Consider the following 16,075-nt stretch of genomic DNA (forward strand, 5'->3'; position numbering starts at 1 on the left):
GGCGGTGGTCGCATCTCCGAGGTCAGGATCGGCACCTCCGGCTGGCGGTATCCGGGCTGGCGCGGCGTTTTTTATCCGCGTGGGCTGGCCCAGCGCCGCGAGCTGGAGTACCTCTCGCGGCAGATGAACTCGGCCGAAATCAACGGCTCGTTCTACTCGCTCCAACGTCCCGAGCGGTATCGGGCCTGGTTCGAGGAGACGCCGGAGGATTTCGTGTTCGCCGTCAAGGGCGGACGGTTCATCACGCACATGAAACGGCTGCGCGGGGTCGAGATCCCGTTGGCGAACTTCCTCGCCTCCGGTGTCCTTGCGCTGGGCCACAAGCTCGGCCCGATCCTGTGGCAGCTCCCACCGAGCTTCTCCTTCGAACCCGAGCGCCTTGCGGCCTTCTTCGAACTACTGCCGAGAACGACGAACGCGGCCGCGGCTCTCGCCACGAAGCATGACGAAAAGCTCAAAGGAGACGCCTTCACCGAGCCCGGGCCCAACCGGCCCTTGCGCCACGCCCTGGAAGTCCGCCACCCCAGCTTTTCCACGCCGGATTGCGCGAAACTGTTGCGGGACAACGACATCGCGCTGGTCGTCTCGGATTCGGCGGGCACCTGGGTCGCTCTGGAGGAAGTCACCGCGGGGTTCATGTATGTGCGCCTGCACGGTGATGTGGAGCTGTACGCCAGCGGCTACGGCGACGAGGCCTTGGGCCGTTGGGCGCACAAGATCCGGAAATGGGCCCGCGCAGGCCGGGACGTCTACGTCTACTTCGACAACGACATCAAGGTACGAGCGCCCGCGGACGCCATCTCCTTGGCCGAGAAGGTGTCGGGTTCCCCTGACAAGAAACGCGACCCTCGTAGTTCGGTCCCATAAGGACTGTTCGGTGCGGCCCACCTGGCGTCGTCGGTATGCAGAAAGAAGCCGGCGCACGGTTCGCTTCCGTACACCGGCTCGTCGGTCCGGCCGCCGTCGGCCTCAGGCACAAAGGTCGGCGGCCGCTATGGGCCTACCTAGCGCGTGTCTCATAAGTCCGTGTTGGCGCATGAGGTGAGTAGGCGCGCGCGAGCGCCGAAGGCTTCGGATTTTCGGAGGCGGGGCGCCTGCCTGCGGAAAGTGACGGTGCTTCGAGAGCCACGGCCCGTCTCCGCAAATCCGATCGCGCGCCTTGGACAACACCGCCTAGACTAGGCGCTCTTGGCTTGCGCGCGGTGCTTGCCTTCGGCGATCTCTTCCACCAACTTGCCGCAGAACGCCGACAGGTCGTCTGGCTTCCGGCTGGTCACGAAACCGCTGTCGACGACCACCTGCTCGTCGACCCATTCGGCACCGGCATTGCGAAGGTCCGTCTGCAGACTCGGCCAGGACGTCATGCGGCGGCCGCGCACCACGTCCGCCTCGATCAGCGTCCACGGCGCGTGACAAATCGCGGCGACGGGCTTCTGCTGCGAGAAGAACTCGCGGGCGAACTGCACCGCCTTCGGCTTCGTCCGCAGAAAGTCCGGGTTGGCCACTCCGCCGGGCAGGACCAGGGCGTCGTAGTCGTCCGCCGAAACGTCCTCCACCACCTTGTCGACCGGGAAGGTCTCGGCCTTGTCCAGGTGATTGAAGGCCTGGATCTCACCCGACTGGGTGGACACCAGCTCCGGCCGGCCACCCGCGTCCCGCACGGCCTTCCACGGCTCGGTCAGCTCGACCTGCTCCACGCCTTCAGGCGCCACCATGAACGCCACACGCTTGCCGTTCAAGCTCTCACTCACAAGCGCCCTCCTTTCCTCCGCGGAAATCCCTTCCCCCAGGTGGTATCCCGATCCGGCCGCCACGAAACACCCGGCATCCCCCACCCGCGGCCTATGCTCGGGGCGTGATCGTCTACGCCGTTCCCCTGCACAACCGGTTCCGCGGCATCACCGTCCGGGAAGGGGTGCTGTTGCGCGGCGCGGCGGGCTGGGGTGAGTTCTGTCCGTTCGCCGACTACTCGGACGAGGAGAGCGCGCCGTGGCTGGCGGCGGCGGTCGAGGCGAGCGAACACGGCTGGCCGGAACCCGTGCGGGACCGGGTGGCGGTCAACACGACCGTGCCGGTGGTTTCGCCGGAACGCGCGCACGAACTGGTCGCGGCCTCCGGTTGCCACACCGCCAAGGTGAAGGTCGCCGACCCGGGATCGTCCCTTGTGGACGACTGCGAACGGGTCGCCGCGGTGCGCTCGGCGCTGGGTGACGGCGGGGCGATCCGGGTGGACGCGAACATGGCCTGGGACGTGGACACGGCGGTGCGGGCGATCGGTGAACTCGACCGGGCGGCGGGCGGGCTCGAATACGTCGAGCAACCGTGTCCTTCCCTGGCGGAGCTGGCGTCCGTGCGACGGCGGGTGGACGTGCGGATCGCGGCGGACGAATCGATCCGCCGGGCGGACGACCCGCTGAAGGTGGCGGTGGCCGGCGCCGCGGACATCGCGGTGATCAAGGTGGCGCCGCTGGGCGGGGTGCGGCGGGCACTCGCGGTCGCCGAGGCGTGCGGGCTGCCGTGCGTGGTGTCCTCCGCGGTCGAAACGAGCGTGGGACTGGCCGCCGGGCTGGCCCTGGCCGGGGCGCTTCCCTCGCTGGAGTTCGCCTGCGGCCTGGGCACGATGTCACTGCTGACCACGGACGTCACCAGCTCGTCACTGTCACCGGTGGACGGGCACCTGCCCGTCCCGCGCACCGCGCCGGAACCCGACCTCGCCGCCGCCGTGACGGCGGACGAGCGGACCCGGCTCGCCTGGGAGGACAGGCTCGCCCGAGTCCGCCGGGTTTGTGAGCAAGGAGCGTTCGCTCGGCCGGAGGCGCAACGGTGACCGTCCACAGCACAAGCCCTCCGCCGGAGGCCGCTGCACGCGGCCGGACACGCTTTTCGTCCGGCCGCCGATTCAACACGGACTATCCGCAGTAAACGCTCCTTGCTCCAAAACCCGCCTAAGCCACGGCTTCGTCGGCGTCGGGGCTCGGGCCCGCGGCACGGACGGGCAGGCCGGCGAAGGCCGCCGGCGGCTCGCGCCACGAGGAGACAAGCTCGCCGTCCCGAGCGGCCCGGATCGCCCGCCAGACCCGTTGCGGACTCGCCGGCATGTCGATATGGCGCACGCCGAGGTGCTTGAGCGCGTCGATGACGGCGTTCTGCACGGCCGGAGTGGACCCGATCGTGGCCGACTCGCCGATTCCCTTGGCGCCCATCGGGTTCCGGGTGGTCGGCGTCTCGGTGTTGACCGCCTCGAGGTCGGGCACGTCGGCGGCGGACGGGATCATGTAGTCGGCGAAGCTTGCCGTCACCGGGTTGCCGTCTTCGTCGTAGGAGACCTGCTCCCACAGCGCCTGCGAGATGCCCTGCACCGCGCCACCATGCTGCTGGCCCCGCACGATGAGCGGGTTGAGCACGCGCCCGCAGTCGTCGACCGCGATGTGCCGCAGGGGCCGCACGAAGCCGGTCTCGACGTCCACTTCGACGACGGAGACGTGGGCCCCGAACGGGAAGGTGGCGCCCCCGGACTTGAAGTCGGTTTCCTCGGCCAGTGGGCGGCCGTCCTCCTCGGCGGCCCGGGCGATCTCGCCCCACGACAGGCCCGATGAAGGTACGCCGACCACGCCCAGCCTGCCGTCCTGGGTGATCTCGATGTCCTCCACGGAGGCTTCCAGCCGCGCCGCGGCCAGCTCCTTCGCACGCTGGAGCACCAGGTCCGCCGCCTCACGGACGGCGCTGCCGCCGAGCTGGAGGGAGCGTGAACCACCGGTTCCGCCGCCACGCGGCACGACCGCGGTATCGGACTGCATGAAGTCGACCGACTCCAGCGGGATGCCCAGGAGGTCGGCGACGATCATGGAGAACGAAGTGGGGTGCCCTTGGCCGTGTCCCGAGGTGCCCACCTTGATCGTGGCGCGGCCGTCGGCGCCGACCCCTACCTCCGCGTACTCACCGCCCGCACCGCCACCGGTGATCTCCACGTAGGCGGCCACGCCGATGCCGAGCAGCACGTTCTCACCGGCCTCGATCCGGCGAGCCTGTTCGGCCCGCAGGTCCTCGTACCCGGCCAGCCGGAGCGCTTCCCGTAACGGCAGGTCGTAGTCACCGGTGTCGTAGCTCGCGCCGGTGAGGGTGGTGTAGGGGAATTCCTCGGGCTGGAGGAAGTTCCGGCGTCTGATCTCGACCGGGTCGAGATCGAGTTCGACGGCGGCCAGGTCCATCAGCCGTTCCAGCATCGCGGCGGCCTCCGGACGGCCCGCGCCGCGGAACGCACCCACCGGCGTGGTGTTGGTCAGCGCGGCGATCCCGTCGTAGCTGATGCGCGGGATGCGGTACACGCCCTGCGACATGGTCCTGGTCGGCCCAAGCGCGAGCACGCCGCCGAAACCGGCGTAGGCGCCCGCGTCACCGATGACCCGGCAGCGCAGCCCCACGATGGTGCCGTCGGAGCGCAACCCGAGCTCGGCGTACTGCACCTGGGCGCGGCCCTGCGGCATCGCCTGGAGGTTCTCGGAACGGGTCTCGGTCCACCTGACCGGCCGGCCGAGCCGTCGCGCCGCTTCGATGACCACGGCGTGTTCGGCGGTCACGCCGACCTTGCCGCCGAAGGCGCCGCCGACGTGCGGAGTGATCACCCGGACACGGTCGGGCTCCCAGCCGAACAGCTTCACCGCGGCGGCCTTGAAGCCGTGCGGCATCTGGGTGGCGACATGGATGGTCATGTCGAAATCGTCCGCACCGGCCGAGGGGACGGCGGCGATCACGTTGCCCTCCATGGGGGCCACCGCGAGCCGCTGGTTCTCGATTCGCGCCCGCACCACGACATCGGCACCCTCGAGGACTTTTTCGCCCGCTTCGTCCCGTTCGCCCTTCGCCACGTTGGACTCCAGGGCCGCGAACTGCACTGGCGCACCGGGCTCGAGCGCCTGTTCCACGTCGACCGCCGCGGGCAGCGGCTCGTAGTCGACATCGACCAGTTCGAGTGCGTCGGCCGCCGCCGTGGCGGATTCGGCGACGACCGCGGCCACCGGTTCCCCGGCGAACCGGGCCCGGTCCGGGGCCAGCGCGTACCGCGCGCAACTGGGGTTGAGCTCGATGAACACCGGCAGGGCCGGAAGGTCGAGGTCAGCGGCGGTGTAGACGGCGACGACACCCGGTGCCTTCTCGGCTTCCGAGGTGTCGATCCCGTTGATCAGTGCGTGCGCGAAGGGCGAGCGCACGAACCCGACGTAAAGCGGCTTGTCGAGCCGCAGGTTGTCGACATAGGACCCGCGGCCCACCAACAGTTCCGGGTCTTCGACCCGGCGGACCTCGGTTCCCAGCAAAGATCCTGGCATGAGGCCGACTCTAGGCCGTCTTTCCAGGTCGTGCGATCGGCACCTGGGGTATCGCCCCGATCCCGGAGCTCTCCGGGTTCAGGGACGGAGTCCGGGCGGTTCCCGATGTGCGGCGGGGTTCCCGTGGACGACCATCGAGTCATGACCACTCCCACACCCGCACCCACCAGGAAACTCCGCCGTAGTTCGGCCGACCGGATGCTCGCCGGCGTCTGCGGCGGCTGGGCCGAAATGCTCGGCGTCGACGCCGCGATCCTCCGGATCGTCTTCGTCGCCGCCACGATCTTCGGCGTCGGCGCGCCCGTCCTGCTCTACGCCGTCTGCTGGATCCTGATGCCCGAAGACACCGCCGACGCCTGACCGGAAACGGAGGAAGGAATGTCTACTACGGACTATCGGTGATTCCTTCCTCCCCTCGCAGGGGGCAAAAACGAAGGGCCCGGGCGCCGGAGCGCTCGGGCCCTTCGCGGGGCGCGGATCAGAAGTCCATGCCACCCATGCCACCGTCACCGGCCGGCGCGGCCGGGGCGGCCTTCTCCGGCTTGTCGGCGACAACGGCCTCGGTGGTCAGGAACAGCGCCGCGATCGAAGCGGCGTTCTGCAGCGCGGAACGGGTCACCTTCGTCGGGTCCGGCACGCCGGCGGCGAGCAGGTCCTCGTACTCACCGGTCGCGGCGTTGAGGCCGTGTCCGGCGGGGAGGCCCTTGACCTTCTCCACGACGACGCCGCCTTCGAGGCCGGCGTTGACCGCGATCTGCTTGAGCGGAGCCTCGACCGCCACCTTGACGATGTTGGCACCGGTGGCCTCGTCGCCCGTCAGGCGAAGGCCCTCGAACGCGATCTGGGCGGCCTGCAGCAGGGCCACGCCGCCACCGGCGACGATGCCCTCTTCGACGGCGGCCTTGGCGTTGCGCACCGCGTCCTCGATGCGGTGCTTGCGCTCCTTGAGCTCGACCTCGGTGGCGGCACCGGCCTTGATGACGGCCACGCCGCCGGCCAGCTTCGCCAGCCGCTCCTGCAGCTTCTCGCGGTCGTAGTCGGAGTCGGAGTTCTCGATCTCCGCCCGGATCTGGTTGACCCGGCCCTGGATCTGCTCCGCGTCGCCCGCACCTTCGACGATGGTGGTCTCGTCCTTGGTGATGACGGCCTTGCGCGCGCGGCCCAGCAGCGTCAGGTCGGCGTTCTCGAGCTTGAGCCCGACGTCCTCGCTGACCACGGTGCCGCCGGTCAGGATCGCGATGTCCTGCAGGATGGCCTTGCGGCGGTCACCGAAGCCCGGCGCCTTGACGGCGACGGACTTGAAGGTGCCACGGATCTTGTTGACGACCAGGGTGGCCAGGGCCTCGCCCTCGACGTCCTCGGCGATGATCAGCAGCGGCTTGCCCGACTGCATGACCTTCTCCAGGACCGGGAGCAGGTCCTTGACGTTGGAGATCTTCGAGCCGAACAGGAGGATGTAGGGGTCCTCCATGACGGCTTCCTGACGCTCCGCGTCGGTCACGAAGTAACCCGAGATGTAGCCCTTGTCGAAGCGCATACCCTCGGTGAGCTCGAGCTCCAGGCCGAAGGTGTTCGACTCCTCGACGGTGACGACGCCTTCCTTGCCGACCTTGTCCAGCGCCTCGGCGATCAGCTCACCGATGGTGCGGTCCGCGGCCGAGATCGAGGCGGTGGCAGCGATCTGCTCCTTGGTCTCGACCTCCTTGGCGGCCTTGTGGAGCTGCTCGACGACGGCCTCGACGGCGGTTTCGATACCGCGCTTGAGGCTGATCGGGTCGGCACCCGCGGCGACGTTGCGCAGGCCCTCGCGCACGAGCGCCTGGGCGAGCACGGTCGCGGTGGTGGTGCCGTCACCGGCGACATCGTCGGTCTTCTTGGCTACTTCCTTGACGAGCTCGGCCCCGATCTTCTCCCACGGGTCCTCGAGCTCGATCTCCTTGGCGATGGAGACGCCGTCGTTGGTGATGGTCGGCGCGCCCCACTTCTTTTCGAGCACGACGTTGCGGCCACGGGGGCCAAGCGTCACCTTGACGGCTTCGGCGAGGGTGTTCAAGCCGCGCTCGAGTCCGCGGCGGGCGTCCTCGTCGAACGCGATCAGTTTGGCCATTGCGGTGTTGTCCTCCGGTATTGGGCGCTGCGTGGCCGTGCTAGCCGCCAGCAGCAGGACATGTCCTCGGCCAGGCTCGGTGCCCGCGACGGACGACCTCGCCCGGACCCCCGGACGTGGCCTCACCGTCCCGACCTTCAGGTGAGCGATCGGCGACCGCCCACCTGGCACTCGACGGTGCCGAGTGCCAATGCCGTGTTTAGCACTCTCGGCGGGAGAGTGCAAGAACACCAGGTCAGGCAGGCCCTGTCCGTGCCTCGAAAGAGAGCAAGGTGGCTTTACTACGGATAGTCCGTGCCTAATCGGCGGCCGGACGAAAAGCGTGTCCGGCCGCGTGCAGCGGCCTCCGGCGGACGATCAGAGCGATGGGCGGCCGCCGTCGCCGCCTCCGGCCGAGCAAACACACCTTGCTCCAAAACCCGAGGCTCAGGACGAGGGGCGGATCGAGATGGTGGCGGGCGGGGGGCGTTTCGCCGGAGACGACGTCGAGGAGGACGAACCGCCGTCGGGGCCCACCGGAATGTTGGGCGCGGTGGTCTGGGCCGGCGGCGAGCCGCCACCTCCGAACAGGAGGATCGCGGTGAGCACGCCGCCGGCCACCACGAGGACGGCGAGCGAGATCCACAGCCAGGTGAGCCCCTTCTTCTTCCCCGGTCGCTGCTGCGGCGGCGGGTACCCGGGAGGCGGGTAGCCGGGCGCACCGTAGGGCGGAGGGCTGCCGAAGGGTGGCGTGCCGTAGTGCTGCTGCGGATAACCACCGGGCGGGCCGTAACCCGGACGCTGCTGGGGATAGCCGACAGGCTGGGTCGGCTGTGGCGGCATGGGTGGCCCCTGCCGCGGCGGCCCGTAGCCGGGCTGTTGCCCCCAGCCGGACTGGTGCGGCTGGTGTGGTGGATACGGCGGCGGGCCGGCTTCCCCCCTCGGCTGGGGCCCGGACGGTCCCTGGGAGGTCTGAAGGTTCTCGGTGCTCTGTGACGACGAAAACGGGTCCTGGGGGTTTTGCGCCGAAACCAGCTGCTGCGTCTCCCGCGAGGAGTTCTCCGGACTCGCGGCGGGCCCGAGCGCCTTGCGCGCCGCGGAGATCATTTCGCCGCAGTTGTCGTAGCGCTCCTGGGGGTTCTTGGCCATCCCCTTGCGGACCACGTCGTCGATCGCGGACGGCAGCCCGGTGAGCTGGGACACCCGTGGCGGGTCGCCGGCCAGGTGCCCCTTGATCACCGCGGGCACGTCACCGGAGAACGGCGGGTTCCCGGTCAGGCACGCGAACAGCACACAGGCGAGCGCGTACTGGTCGGTACGCCCGTCCAGCGGCTCGCCGCGCAGGTGCTCCGGCGCCGCGTAGGTGGGCGAACCGAGGAAGTCGCCGCCGCGGGTCCGGTGCCCGGTGGCACCACGGCGGGTCAACCCGAAATCGGCCACGTAGACGTGCTCGCGCGCCGACTCCCGGCTGGTGACCAGCACGTTGGCCGGCTTGACGTCCAGGTGCACCAGACCACGGTTGTGCAACGAGTCCAGCGCGTCGGCGACCTGGTCCAGCAACCTGAGCGTACGGTCCGGGGCGATCGGGCCCGCGGTGATCAGGCTGGCCAGGTCGGCGCCGTCGACCAGACGCATGGCGATGTAATGCATGCCGTCGATCTCGCCGAAGTCGTAAAGGGGCACGACATTGGCGTGGTCGATGGCGGAGGTGTTGCGGGCCTCGTCGACGAACCGCTCGCGGAATTCGGCGTCGGCGCCAAGGTGCTCACCGATCACCTTCAAGGCCACCTTGCGCCCGAGCCGGACGTCGGTGGCCCTGTACATCACGCTCATGCCGCCTTTGCCGAGCACTCCGTCTATGCGGTAGTTGCCCAACCGGCGACCGGTGAGGTCCCCCGACACATCGCCTGTCACACAGCGCAGCCTAGCCGTAGACGTCAGGAGAGCTTGCGGACGTCCGCTGCCTGGCTACGGCCGTCCCGGCCCGCCTGGATCTCGAACTCGACCTTGTCACCTTCGTCCAGAGTCCGGAATCCTTCCGACTGAATGGCCGAGTAATGCACGAAAACGTCCGGGCCGTCCGGAGACGCGATGAACCCGTAACCTTTTTCCGAATTGAACCACTTGACCGTGCCGACTGCCACGGGCGTCCTCCTTGCCACCGAAGAACACTGGGAGGCCGTGCAATCGGCTCCCGGATGCGATCACGCTACCGGAATAACGCCCACGATCAATGCCCAATTCACACGAGGTTGTCGCACTGATGAGACGTGGGCGCGTCCTGGACCAGGCCGCCCGATTCACCGAGGTTTGCGCGCCTGCACCAGGACGGGCCCCGGGCCGGCGAAGTCCAGCACCAGCCCCTCGCCCGTCCGGATCGACTGCGGCGCCGACGGATCCACCGCGCGCAGGCGCACCTGGAGGGTGTCCGGGTAGGCGAGCAGGAACCCCGGCCGGACCGTGATGATCTCGCCGCTGTCGAGCATGAGCTGGTCGACGGGGCCGGCGCAGGAGAGCACGAGCGAGCCGGTACCGCTGTAGTGCTCCAGGAATCCGCTGTCCCCGCCGAAGAGTGTCTGCAACGCCTGCCAGCCCGCGTCGTGGCGGACCGTGGACGGACGGGCGAGGAACGCGTCCTTGGCCACGCACCAGCCGGTGCGCCCGTCGAACTCCAGGGGATGGACGTCGCCCGGCCCGTCGGGGGCGAGATCGATCCAGCCGCCCTTGGCCGGCGCGGTGAACACCGACGGCGCGCCCTTCCCGTGCGCGCGCAGACCCCCGCGTGAGCCGGGCACCTCGGTGATCCCGAAACTGCTCGCGATCATCGCGTCCGAGGGCGCCTGCACCGCTTCGCCGGGCCCGAGCAGCACGCGCGCCACACCGAAGCCGGGCGTGTGCCGGGTTTGCACTCGCACTTCGACCCTCCCCCTCTCACAGCGGGGAGAGTGTTGCACGCGGGCCCGGGCGAGGGAGGATGGTCCGGTGATTTCCGTCGACGAATACCGGGCCGCCGTCACCGCGCTGCTGGGCACGGCCGCGCCGATCAGCCTTCCGCTCGCCGACTGCGCGGGGCTGGTGCTGGCCGAAGACGTGCGCGCGGGTGTCTCTCTGCCGCCGTTCGACAACTCCGCGATGGACGGCTACGCGGTCTTCTCGGCCGACGTCGCGGGGGCGTCCCCGGAGCATCCGGTGGAACTTCCGGTGACCGAGGACATTCCGGCCGGCCGCACCGACATACCGGAACTGACGCGGGGTACCGCGCACCGGATCATGACCGGAGCGCCGGTTCCGCACGGCGCGGACTCCGTCGTGATGGTGGAACACACCGACGGAGGCAAGGAGAAGGTGCGCGTCGAGAGGGCCGCCGAGCCCGGCGCGCACCTGCGGCACACCGGTGAAGACGTGCGGGAGGGCACGGTCGCGCTGTCGGCGGGAACGGTGCTGGGCCCGGCACAACTCGGGCTCGCCTCCGCCGTGGGCAGGGAGCGGCTGCCCGTCCGCCGGCCGTTGCGGGTACTGGTGGTCTCCACCGGATCGGAACTGGTGGTCCCTCCGCGGACGCTGCGGCAGGGCCAGATCTACGAGTCGAACAGCGTGATGCTCGCGACCGCCATCCGCGGCCTCGGCTGTCAGGCCGAGGTGGCGATCAGCATCGACGACGTGGCGTCCTTCCGCTGGGAGATCGAACCAAGGCTCGGGGAATTCGACCTCGTCGTCACTTCGGGCGGAGTGAGCGCCGGGGCGTACGAGGTGGTGAAGGACGCGCTGACCGGGCTCGGAGTCGACTTCACGAAGGTCGCCATGCAACCCGGCGGCCCGCAGGGAAGCGGCCGCTGGAACGGGGTGCCCGTGGTGTCCCTCCCGGGAAACCCGGTGAGTGTGCTGGTGTCCTACGAGGTCTTCCTGCGGCCTGCCCTGCTCTCCGCGCTCGGCCACACCGATGTCGACCGGAGGAGGGTGCGCGCCCGGCTGACCGAACGGCTCTCCTCGCCGCGGGATCGACGGCAGTTCCGGCGCGGCTACTACTGGCAAGCGGACGGGGAGGTGACCGGCGAGGTCGGCCCGCGTGGGGGTCCCGGCTCGCACCTGCTCGCCGCGTTCACCCAGGCGAACTGCCTGATCGTGCTTCCCGAAGAGGTCACCGAAGCACCCGAAGGCAGCGAAGTGGACGTTCTTCTGCTGTAGCCGGTGACCCGCCCCGGCGGCACGATCGCGGGGGCGCGCCCGCAACTCGCGGCTCCCACAACGACCACACCGCGCGCCCCTCTTTGCCCGCTAGCGGGGCGGCAGGGCGCCCAATCCCCAACGGCAACGCAGGTCGGACAGGAGCGCCCTGTCGACACGGTCGCGGGGCGCGCGAACCCGCGACAAAACAGCGTGACCGTTGGTAACGTTTCTCGTACGAGGGGTCAGAATCGCCGCTCAGCGGGCTAAACTCGTGGTGGATTTCCGGCATTCGCCCGCAAAGCCCCGGGCGGGTGTGTCGTCGGGGGACGCATCCGCCCGGCATTTGTTTCGGTTGTGCTGTGAGCCATCTCACTATCCTGCCCGGTCCGCTTCGCCGTGGGGACGGCAGAATCCGGGACGCGGCCCGGCTCGGGCCGGGCCTGGCGGTAGCGTGGTGAACCGAACAGGTCACTCCTAGACCAAACGGGAACCCGCACCAGATGACCCCCAACCCGCCGGAGCAGGCGAGCAATCCGATCGCGCACGCCCTGCATCTGGCCCGTGAAACCCTTCCTCCGATGCATCCCGCAGGCAGGCCCTTCGTGGCCGGTGGTCTCGCCGCCACTCTGGTCCTGCGGCGGATGTCCAAGCCGCTCGGCGCGCTGGCCGGCCTCGCCACCCTCGCCACGGCCGCGTTCTTCCGCGAACCGCGCCGTGTCCCGCCGGCCCGGGGCGGTCTCGCCGTCGCGGCGGCGGACGGTCTGGTGTCGCTGATCGAGGAAGCCGCGCCACCGCCCGAACTCGGCCTCCCGGCCACACCACGGATGCGGATCAGCGTGTTCCTGTCCGTGTTCGACGTGCACGTCCAGCGAGTCCCGGCGAGCGGAGTGATCGAGCGGGTCGCCTACCGCCCCGGCAAGTTCCTGTCCGCGGATCTCGACAAGGCCAGCGACGACAACGAGCGCAACTCCGTGCTGCTGCGCACCGACGACGGCCATGAACTCGCGGTCGTCCAGATCGCCGGGCTCGTCGCGCGCCGCATCGTGTGCCAGATCGCCGTCGGCGACCGGGTGGACGCCGGGCAGACCTACGGCCTGATCCGCTTCGGCTCCCGCGTCGATCTCTACCTTCCTCCGGGAAGCCGGGTGCTGGTGAGCAGGGGTCAGCGCACGATCGGCGGCGAAACCCCGCTCGCCGAGCTTCCGAGCAGTAAGGAATAACCCATGGTTCGCGCCATGACTCCCAGCGTCCGACTGCTACCCAACGCCATCACCGTGCTCGCCCTGTGCGCGGGCCTGTCCGCGGTCCAGTTCGCCCTGCACCACCAGTACACGCTCGCCATCGGGGCGATCGGCGTGGCGGCCGTGCTCGACAGTCTCGACGGCCGGATCGCGCGGCTGCTGGACGCGACTTCGAAGATGGGCGCGGAACTGGACTCGCTGTCCGACGCGGTGTCCTTCGGTGTCGCGCCGGCGCTGGTGATCTACGTCTGGCGCGGCGACATCCAGGGGATCGGCTGGATCGCGTCGCTGGTCTTCGCGGTCTGCATGGTGCTCCGCCTCGCGCGCTTCAACACCCTCCTCGACGTGGAGAAACCGCCGTACGCCAAGGAGTTCTTCGTCGGGGTGCCCGCCCCGGCCGGCGGCCTGCTGGCGCTGTTGCCGCTGATCGCCACCATCGAGTGGGGCGAGGGCTGGTGGTCCACGCGGCCCGTGGTCTGGCTTTGGACCGTCGCGATCGCCCTGCTGCTGATCAGCCGCATCCCCACGCTGTCGCTCAAGACGGTCAAGGCACCGGCGAAGGCCGCCGCGCCCCTGCTGGTCGTGGTGTGCCTGCTGGCCGCGGCGATCATCCAGTACCCGCTCGTCGCGCTGGCCGCGGCGCTCGTGCTGTACCTGGTGCACATTCCGTACGCGGTCCGCCGGTATCAGTGGCTGGCCGGACATCCCGAGGCCTGGGGCGTCCCGCTGAGCGAACGCCGCGCGATCCGCCGGGCCCGCGGCACGGGCCGGATCCGCCTGCGGCGGCCGAGGTTCCCGCGCGTGGCCGGCGGTGCCCGGCTGGGTGTCCGGCTGCCGCGGCCCGAGCACGTCGTCCGGAGCAGGCGCGCCTACCCGGCCGACGGAGGGGACCGCACGCGGCGCCGCAGCTGGCGGCGCATGGGACTCCGGCGCGGCGGCAACCGCTGACCCCACCACCCTCGACGGACACGCGCGCGGCGGTCACACCCCGACCGGAGGCCGACCGGTCCTAAGGTGGGCACGTGAGCGCGCCCCAGATCACCCTGACCATCCGGCACACCCCGTCCGCCCTCGATTCCCGCCGCGGCATCGTCCGGTTGCACCGTGAGGTGCTCGACGCGCTCGGACTGCGGGCCTGGGACGCGGTGCACCTCACCGGTGCGCGGGTGAGCGCGGCGCTGGCCGTTCCCGCCGACGCCGGGGGCATGCCCGGCGTGGTGCTGGCCGACGACGTCACGATGTCGAACCTCGGGCTCGCCGAAGGCGCGGAGGTGGTGATCGCGCCGGCCAGGGTGGCCGGCGCGCGCACGGTCACCGTCGCCGGTTCCCGCCTGGCCAGCGCCTCGGTCTCGCCGCACACGCTGCGGCTGGCGCTGATCGGCAAGGTGCTCACGGTCGGGGACGCGGTGTCACTGCTGCCGCAGGATCTCGCGCCGCCGCCGGGCTCGGACGTCGCCTCGGTGCGGGGCCAGCTGTCCCGGGCGATCGGCGCGACCTGGACCAGCGAGCTGCTCACCGTCACCTCGACCGAACCCAGTGGCGTCGTCGCGGTAGGACAGTCCACAGTGGTCGAATGGCGGGACTCGGTGACCCGCGCGGCACAGGTTCCCGATCCGGGTCCGGCGAAGACCACCGAAGAGTCCATTATGGACTACATCGGCGCCGAGACGGTTTCCGAGGAAACGGTGGTGCCGGTGACAGGCCTGGTCGGTGTGGAAGCGCCCGCGCGGAGGCTCGGTGAGTGGTTCGATCTCGCGTTCCACCGTCCCGACCTGCTGGCCCGGCTCGGCACTTCGGCACGCCTCGGCGTGCTCCTGTCGGGTCCCGAGGGCGTCGGCAAGGCGACGCTGGTGCGGTCGGTCGCGGCCGCGGAGAAGGTGCGGGTGGTCTGCCTCGCCGCCCCGACCATCGCGGTGCTGGAACCCGGAGCGGCGGCAGGCAAGCTGCACGAGACCCTGGCCAGGGCGACCGCCGAGAATCCCACGACGCTGCTGCTCACGGACATCGACGCCCTCCTGCCCGCGTCCCAGCCACCGCCGGTGGCGACCATCGTCCTGGAAGAGTTACGGGCCGCACTGGCGAAGCCCGGTTTCGCGCTGATCGCGACGACGTCCCGTCCCGAGGCGTGCGACCCCCGGCTCCGGTCCGCCGACCTGCTCGACCGCGAACTGACCATCCCGTTGCCGGACGCGAAGATCCGGACCGAGCTGCTGCGCGTGCTGCTCAAGGACGTACCGCTGGAATCCACTGTGGACGAGGCGGCGATAGCCGCGCGGACACCGGGTTTCGTCGCCGCGGACCTGATCGCACTCCGGCGTGACGCCGCGGTGCGGGCGGCGTTGCGCCAGCGCGACGCGGAGGAACCGCGCGTCGGCCAGCAGGACCTGCTCGACGCACTGGAATCCGTCCGGCCCATCTCCATGTCCACTTCGGACACCCTGGCCACCGGTGGGCTGAGCCTGGACGACGTCGGCGACATGACGGAAATCAAGCAGTCACTCACCGAGGCGGTGCTCTGGCCGCTGCGTTACCCGGACTCGTTCGCGCGACTGGGTGTCGCGCCGCCGCGCGGGTTGCTGCTGTACGGGCCGCCGGGTGGCGGCAAGACGTTCCTGGTGCGAGCGCTGGCGGGCACCGGCGCGTTGAACGTGTTCGCGGTCAAGGGCGCGGAGCTGATGGACAAGTGGGTCGGGGAATCCGAACGGGCCGTCCGGGAGCTGTTCCGGCGCGCGGCCGAAGCGGCACCGTCACTCGTCTTTCTCGACGAGATCGACGCGCTCGCGCCCCGGCGCGGCCAGTCCGGTGACTCCGGTGTGGCCGACCGGGTGGTCGCGGCGCTGCTCACCGAACTGGACGGGGTCGAGCCGATGCGGGAGGTCGTGGTCCTGGGCGCGACCAACCGGCCGGAACTGGTCGACCCGGCGCTGCTGCGGCCCGGGCGGCTGGAGCGACTGGTTTACGTGCCTCCCCCCGATGCCGGCGCGCGAGCCGCCATTCTCCGCGCGAGCGCGAAGAACACCCCACTGGCGTCCGATGTGGACATCGACGACATCGCGTCTACTTTGGACGGTTATTCGGCGGCCGACTGCGCCGCTCTGGTCCGCGAGGCCGCGCTCACCGCGATGCGAGAGTCGCTGGAGGCGACCGAAGTGACCGCGGCCCACCTCGCCAAGGCGCGCGAAGCCGTCCGGCCCTCGCTGGACCCGGCACAACTCGCCGCGCTCGAGGCTTACGCGGAAAGCCGCCGGAACTCCTGA

Annotated in this window: 13 protein-coding genes; 7 read left to right on the plus strand and 6 right to left on the minus strand. The window is 70.2% G+C overall.

Translation table 11 applies throughout. The annotated features are described in order from the left end of the window. Positions 1–27: 27 nt before the first annotated feature. Positions 28–867 carry a DUF72 domain-containing protein gene (locus ACFSXZ_RS14015; protein WP_378266451.1) on the plus strand — a complete coding sequence of 280 codons (840 nt, stop codon included), beginning with the start codon at positions 28–30 and terminating at the stop codon, positions 865–867. Positions 868–1,178: 311 nt separating this feature from the next. Here the strand turns inward: ACFSXZ_RS14015 and ACFSXZ_RS14020 are convergent, their stop codons facing one another. After that, on the minus strand, positions 1,179–1,751 hold the full coding sequence (locus tag ACFSXZ_RS14020) for a type 1 glutamine amidotransferase domain-containing protein (RefSeq protein WP_378265204.1): 573 nt from the start codon (positions 1,749–1,751) through the stop codon (positions 1,179–1,181). Between the two features lie 104 nt (positions 1,752–1,855). Here ACFSXZ_RS14020 and ACFSXZ_RS14025 point away from each other — a divergent pair, with 104 nt between their 5' ends. Further along, on the plus strand, positions 1,856–2,827 hold the full coding sequence (locus tag ACFSXZ_RS14025; protein WP_378265206.1) for an o-succinylbenzoate synthase: 972 nt from the start codon (positions 1,856–1,858) through the stop codon (positions 2,825–2,827). Positions 2,828–2,945: 118 nt separating this feature from the next. On the opposite strand, the gene ACFSXZ_RS14030 is transcribed toward ACFSXZ_RS14025, so the two are convergent. Next, complete coding sequence (locus ACFSXZ_RS14030; protein ID WP_378265208.1) at positions 2,946–5,324, minus strand: xanthine dehydrogenase family protein molybdopterin-binding subunit; 2,379 nt, start codon at positions 5,322–5,324, stop codon at positions 2,946–2,948. A gap of 141 nt (positions 5,325–5,465) precedes the next feature. Between ACFSXZ_RS14030 and ACFSXZ_RS14035 the strand changes: the two genes are divergently transcribed. Continuing rightward, positions 5,466–5,684 carry a PspC domain-containing protein gene (locus ACFSXZ_RS14035; RefSeq protein WP_378265210.1) on the plus strand — a complete coding sequence of 73 codons (219 nt, stop codon included), beginning with the start codon at positions 5,466–5,468 and terminating at the stop codon, positions 5,682–5,684. Between the two features lie 118 nt (positions 5,685–5,802). Here ACFSXZ_RS14035 and groL read toward each other — a convergent pair whose 3' ends face one another. From groL to ACFSXZ_RS14055, 4 genes are all read right to left on the minus strand, one after another. Continuing rightward, complete coding sequence (groL, locus tag ACFSXZ_RS14040; protein ID WP_378265212.1) at positions 5,803–7,431, minus strand: chaperonin GroEL; 1,629 nt, start codon at positions 7,429–7,431, stop codon at positions 5,803–5,805. A gap of 426 nt (positions 7,432–7,857) precedes the next feature. Beyond that, entirely contained in the window at positions 7,858–9,324 is a 1,467-nt protein-coding gene (locus ACFSXZ_RS14045; protein ID WP_378265214.1) for a serine/threonine-protein kinase, read from the minus strand. A gap of 23 nt (positions 9,325–9,347) precedes the next feature. Further along, the gene (locus ACFSXZ_RS14050; protein ID WP_378265216.1) at positions 9,348–9,554 is read right to left on the minus strand and encodes a cold-shock protein; all 207 of its coding nucleotides are present in this window, start codon (positions 9,552–9,554) and stop codon (positions 9,348–9,350) included. 156 nt (positions 9,555–9,710) lie between these two features. Then, positions 9,711–10,325 (minus strand): AIM24 family protein, encoded by a 615-nt coding sequence (locus tag ACFSXZ_RS14055; RefSeq protein ID WP_378265218.1) that lies wholly within the window; start codon positions 10,323–10,325, stop codon positions 9,711–9,713. 67 nt (positions 10,326–10,392) lie between these two features. Between ACFSXZ_RS14055 and moeA the strand changes: the two genes are divergently transcribed. From moeA to ACFSXZ_RS14075, 4 genes are all read left to right on the plus strand, one after another. Further along, positions 10,393–11,595 (plus strand): molybdopterin molybdotransferase MoeA, encoded by a 1,203-nt coding sequence (moeA, locus tag ACFSXZ_RS14060; RefSeq protein ID WP_378265220.1) that lies wholly within the window; start codon positions 10,393–10,395, stop codon positions 11,593–11,595. A 482-nt stretch (positions 11,596–12,077) separates the two neighbouring features. Continuing rightward, positions 12,078–12,797, plus strand: coding sequence for a phosphatidylserine decarboxylase (locus ACFSXZ_RS14065; protein WP_378265221.1), 720 nt, complete (start codon positions 12,078–12,080; stop codon positions 12,795–12,797). A 3-nt stretch (positions 12,798–12,800) separates the two neighbouring features. After that, the gene (pssA, locus tag ACFSXZ_RS14070) at positions 12,801–13,766 is read left to right on the plus strand and encodes a CDP-diacylglycerol--serine O-phosphatidyltransferase (RefSeq protein WP_378265223.1); all 966 of its coding nucleotides are present in this window, start codon (positions 12,801–12,803) and stop codon (positions 13,764–13,766) included. 74 nt (positions 13,767–13,840) lie between these two features. Beyond that, positions 13,841–16,075, plus strand: coding sequence for an AAA family ATPase (locus ACFSXZ_RS14075; RefSeq protein ID WP_378265225.1), 2,235 nt, complete (start codon positions 13,841–13,843; stop codon positions 16,073–16,075).

It is taken from the genome of Amycolatopsis pigmentata (genome assembly GCF_042684065.1).
Classification (GTDB): Bacteria; Actinomycetota; Actinomycetes; order Mycobacteriales; family Pseudonocardiaceae; genus Amycolatopsis_E; species Amycolatopsis_E pigmentata.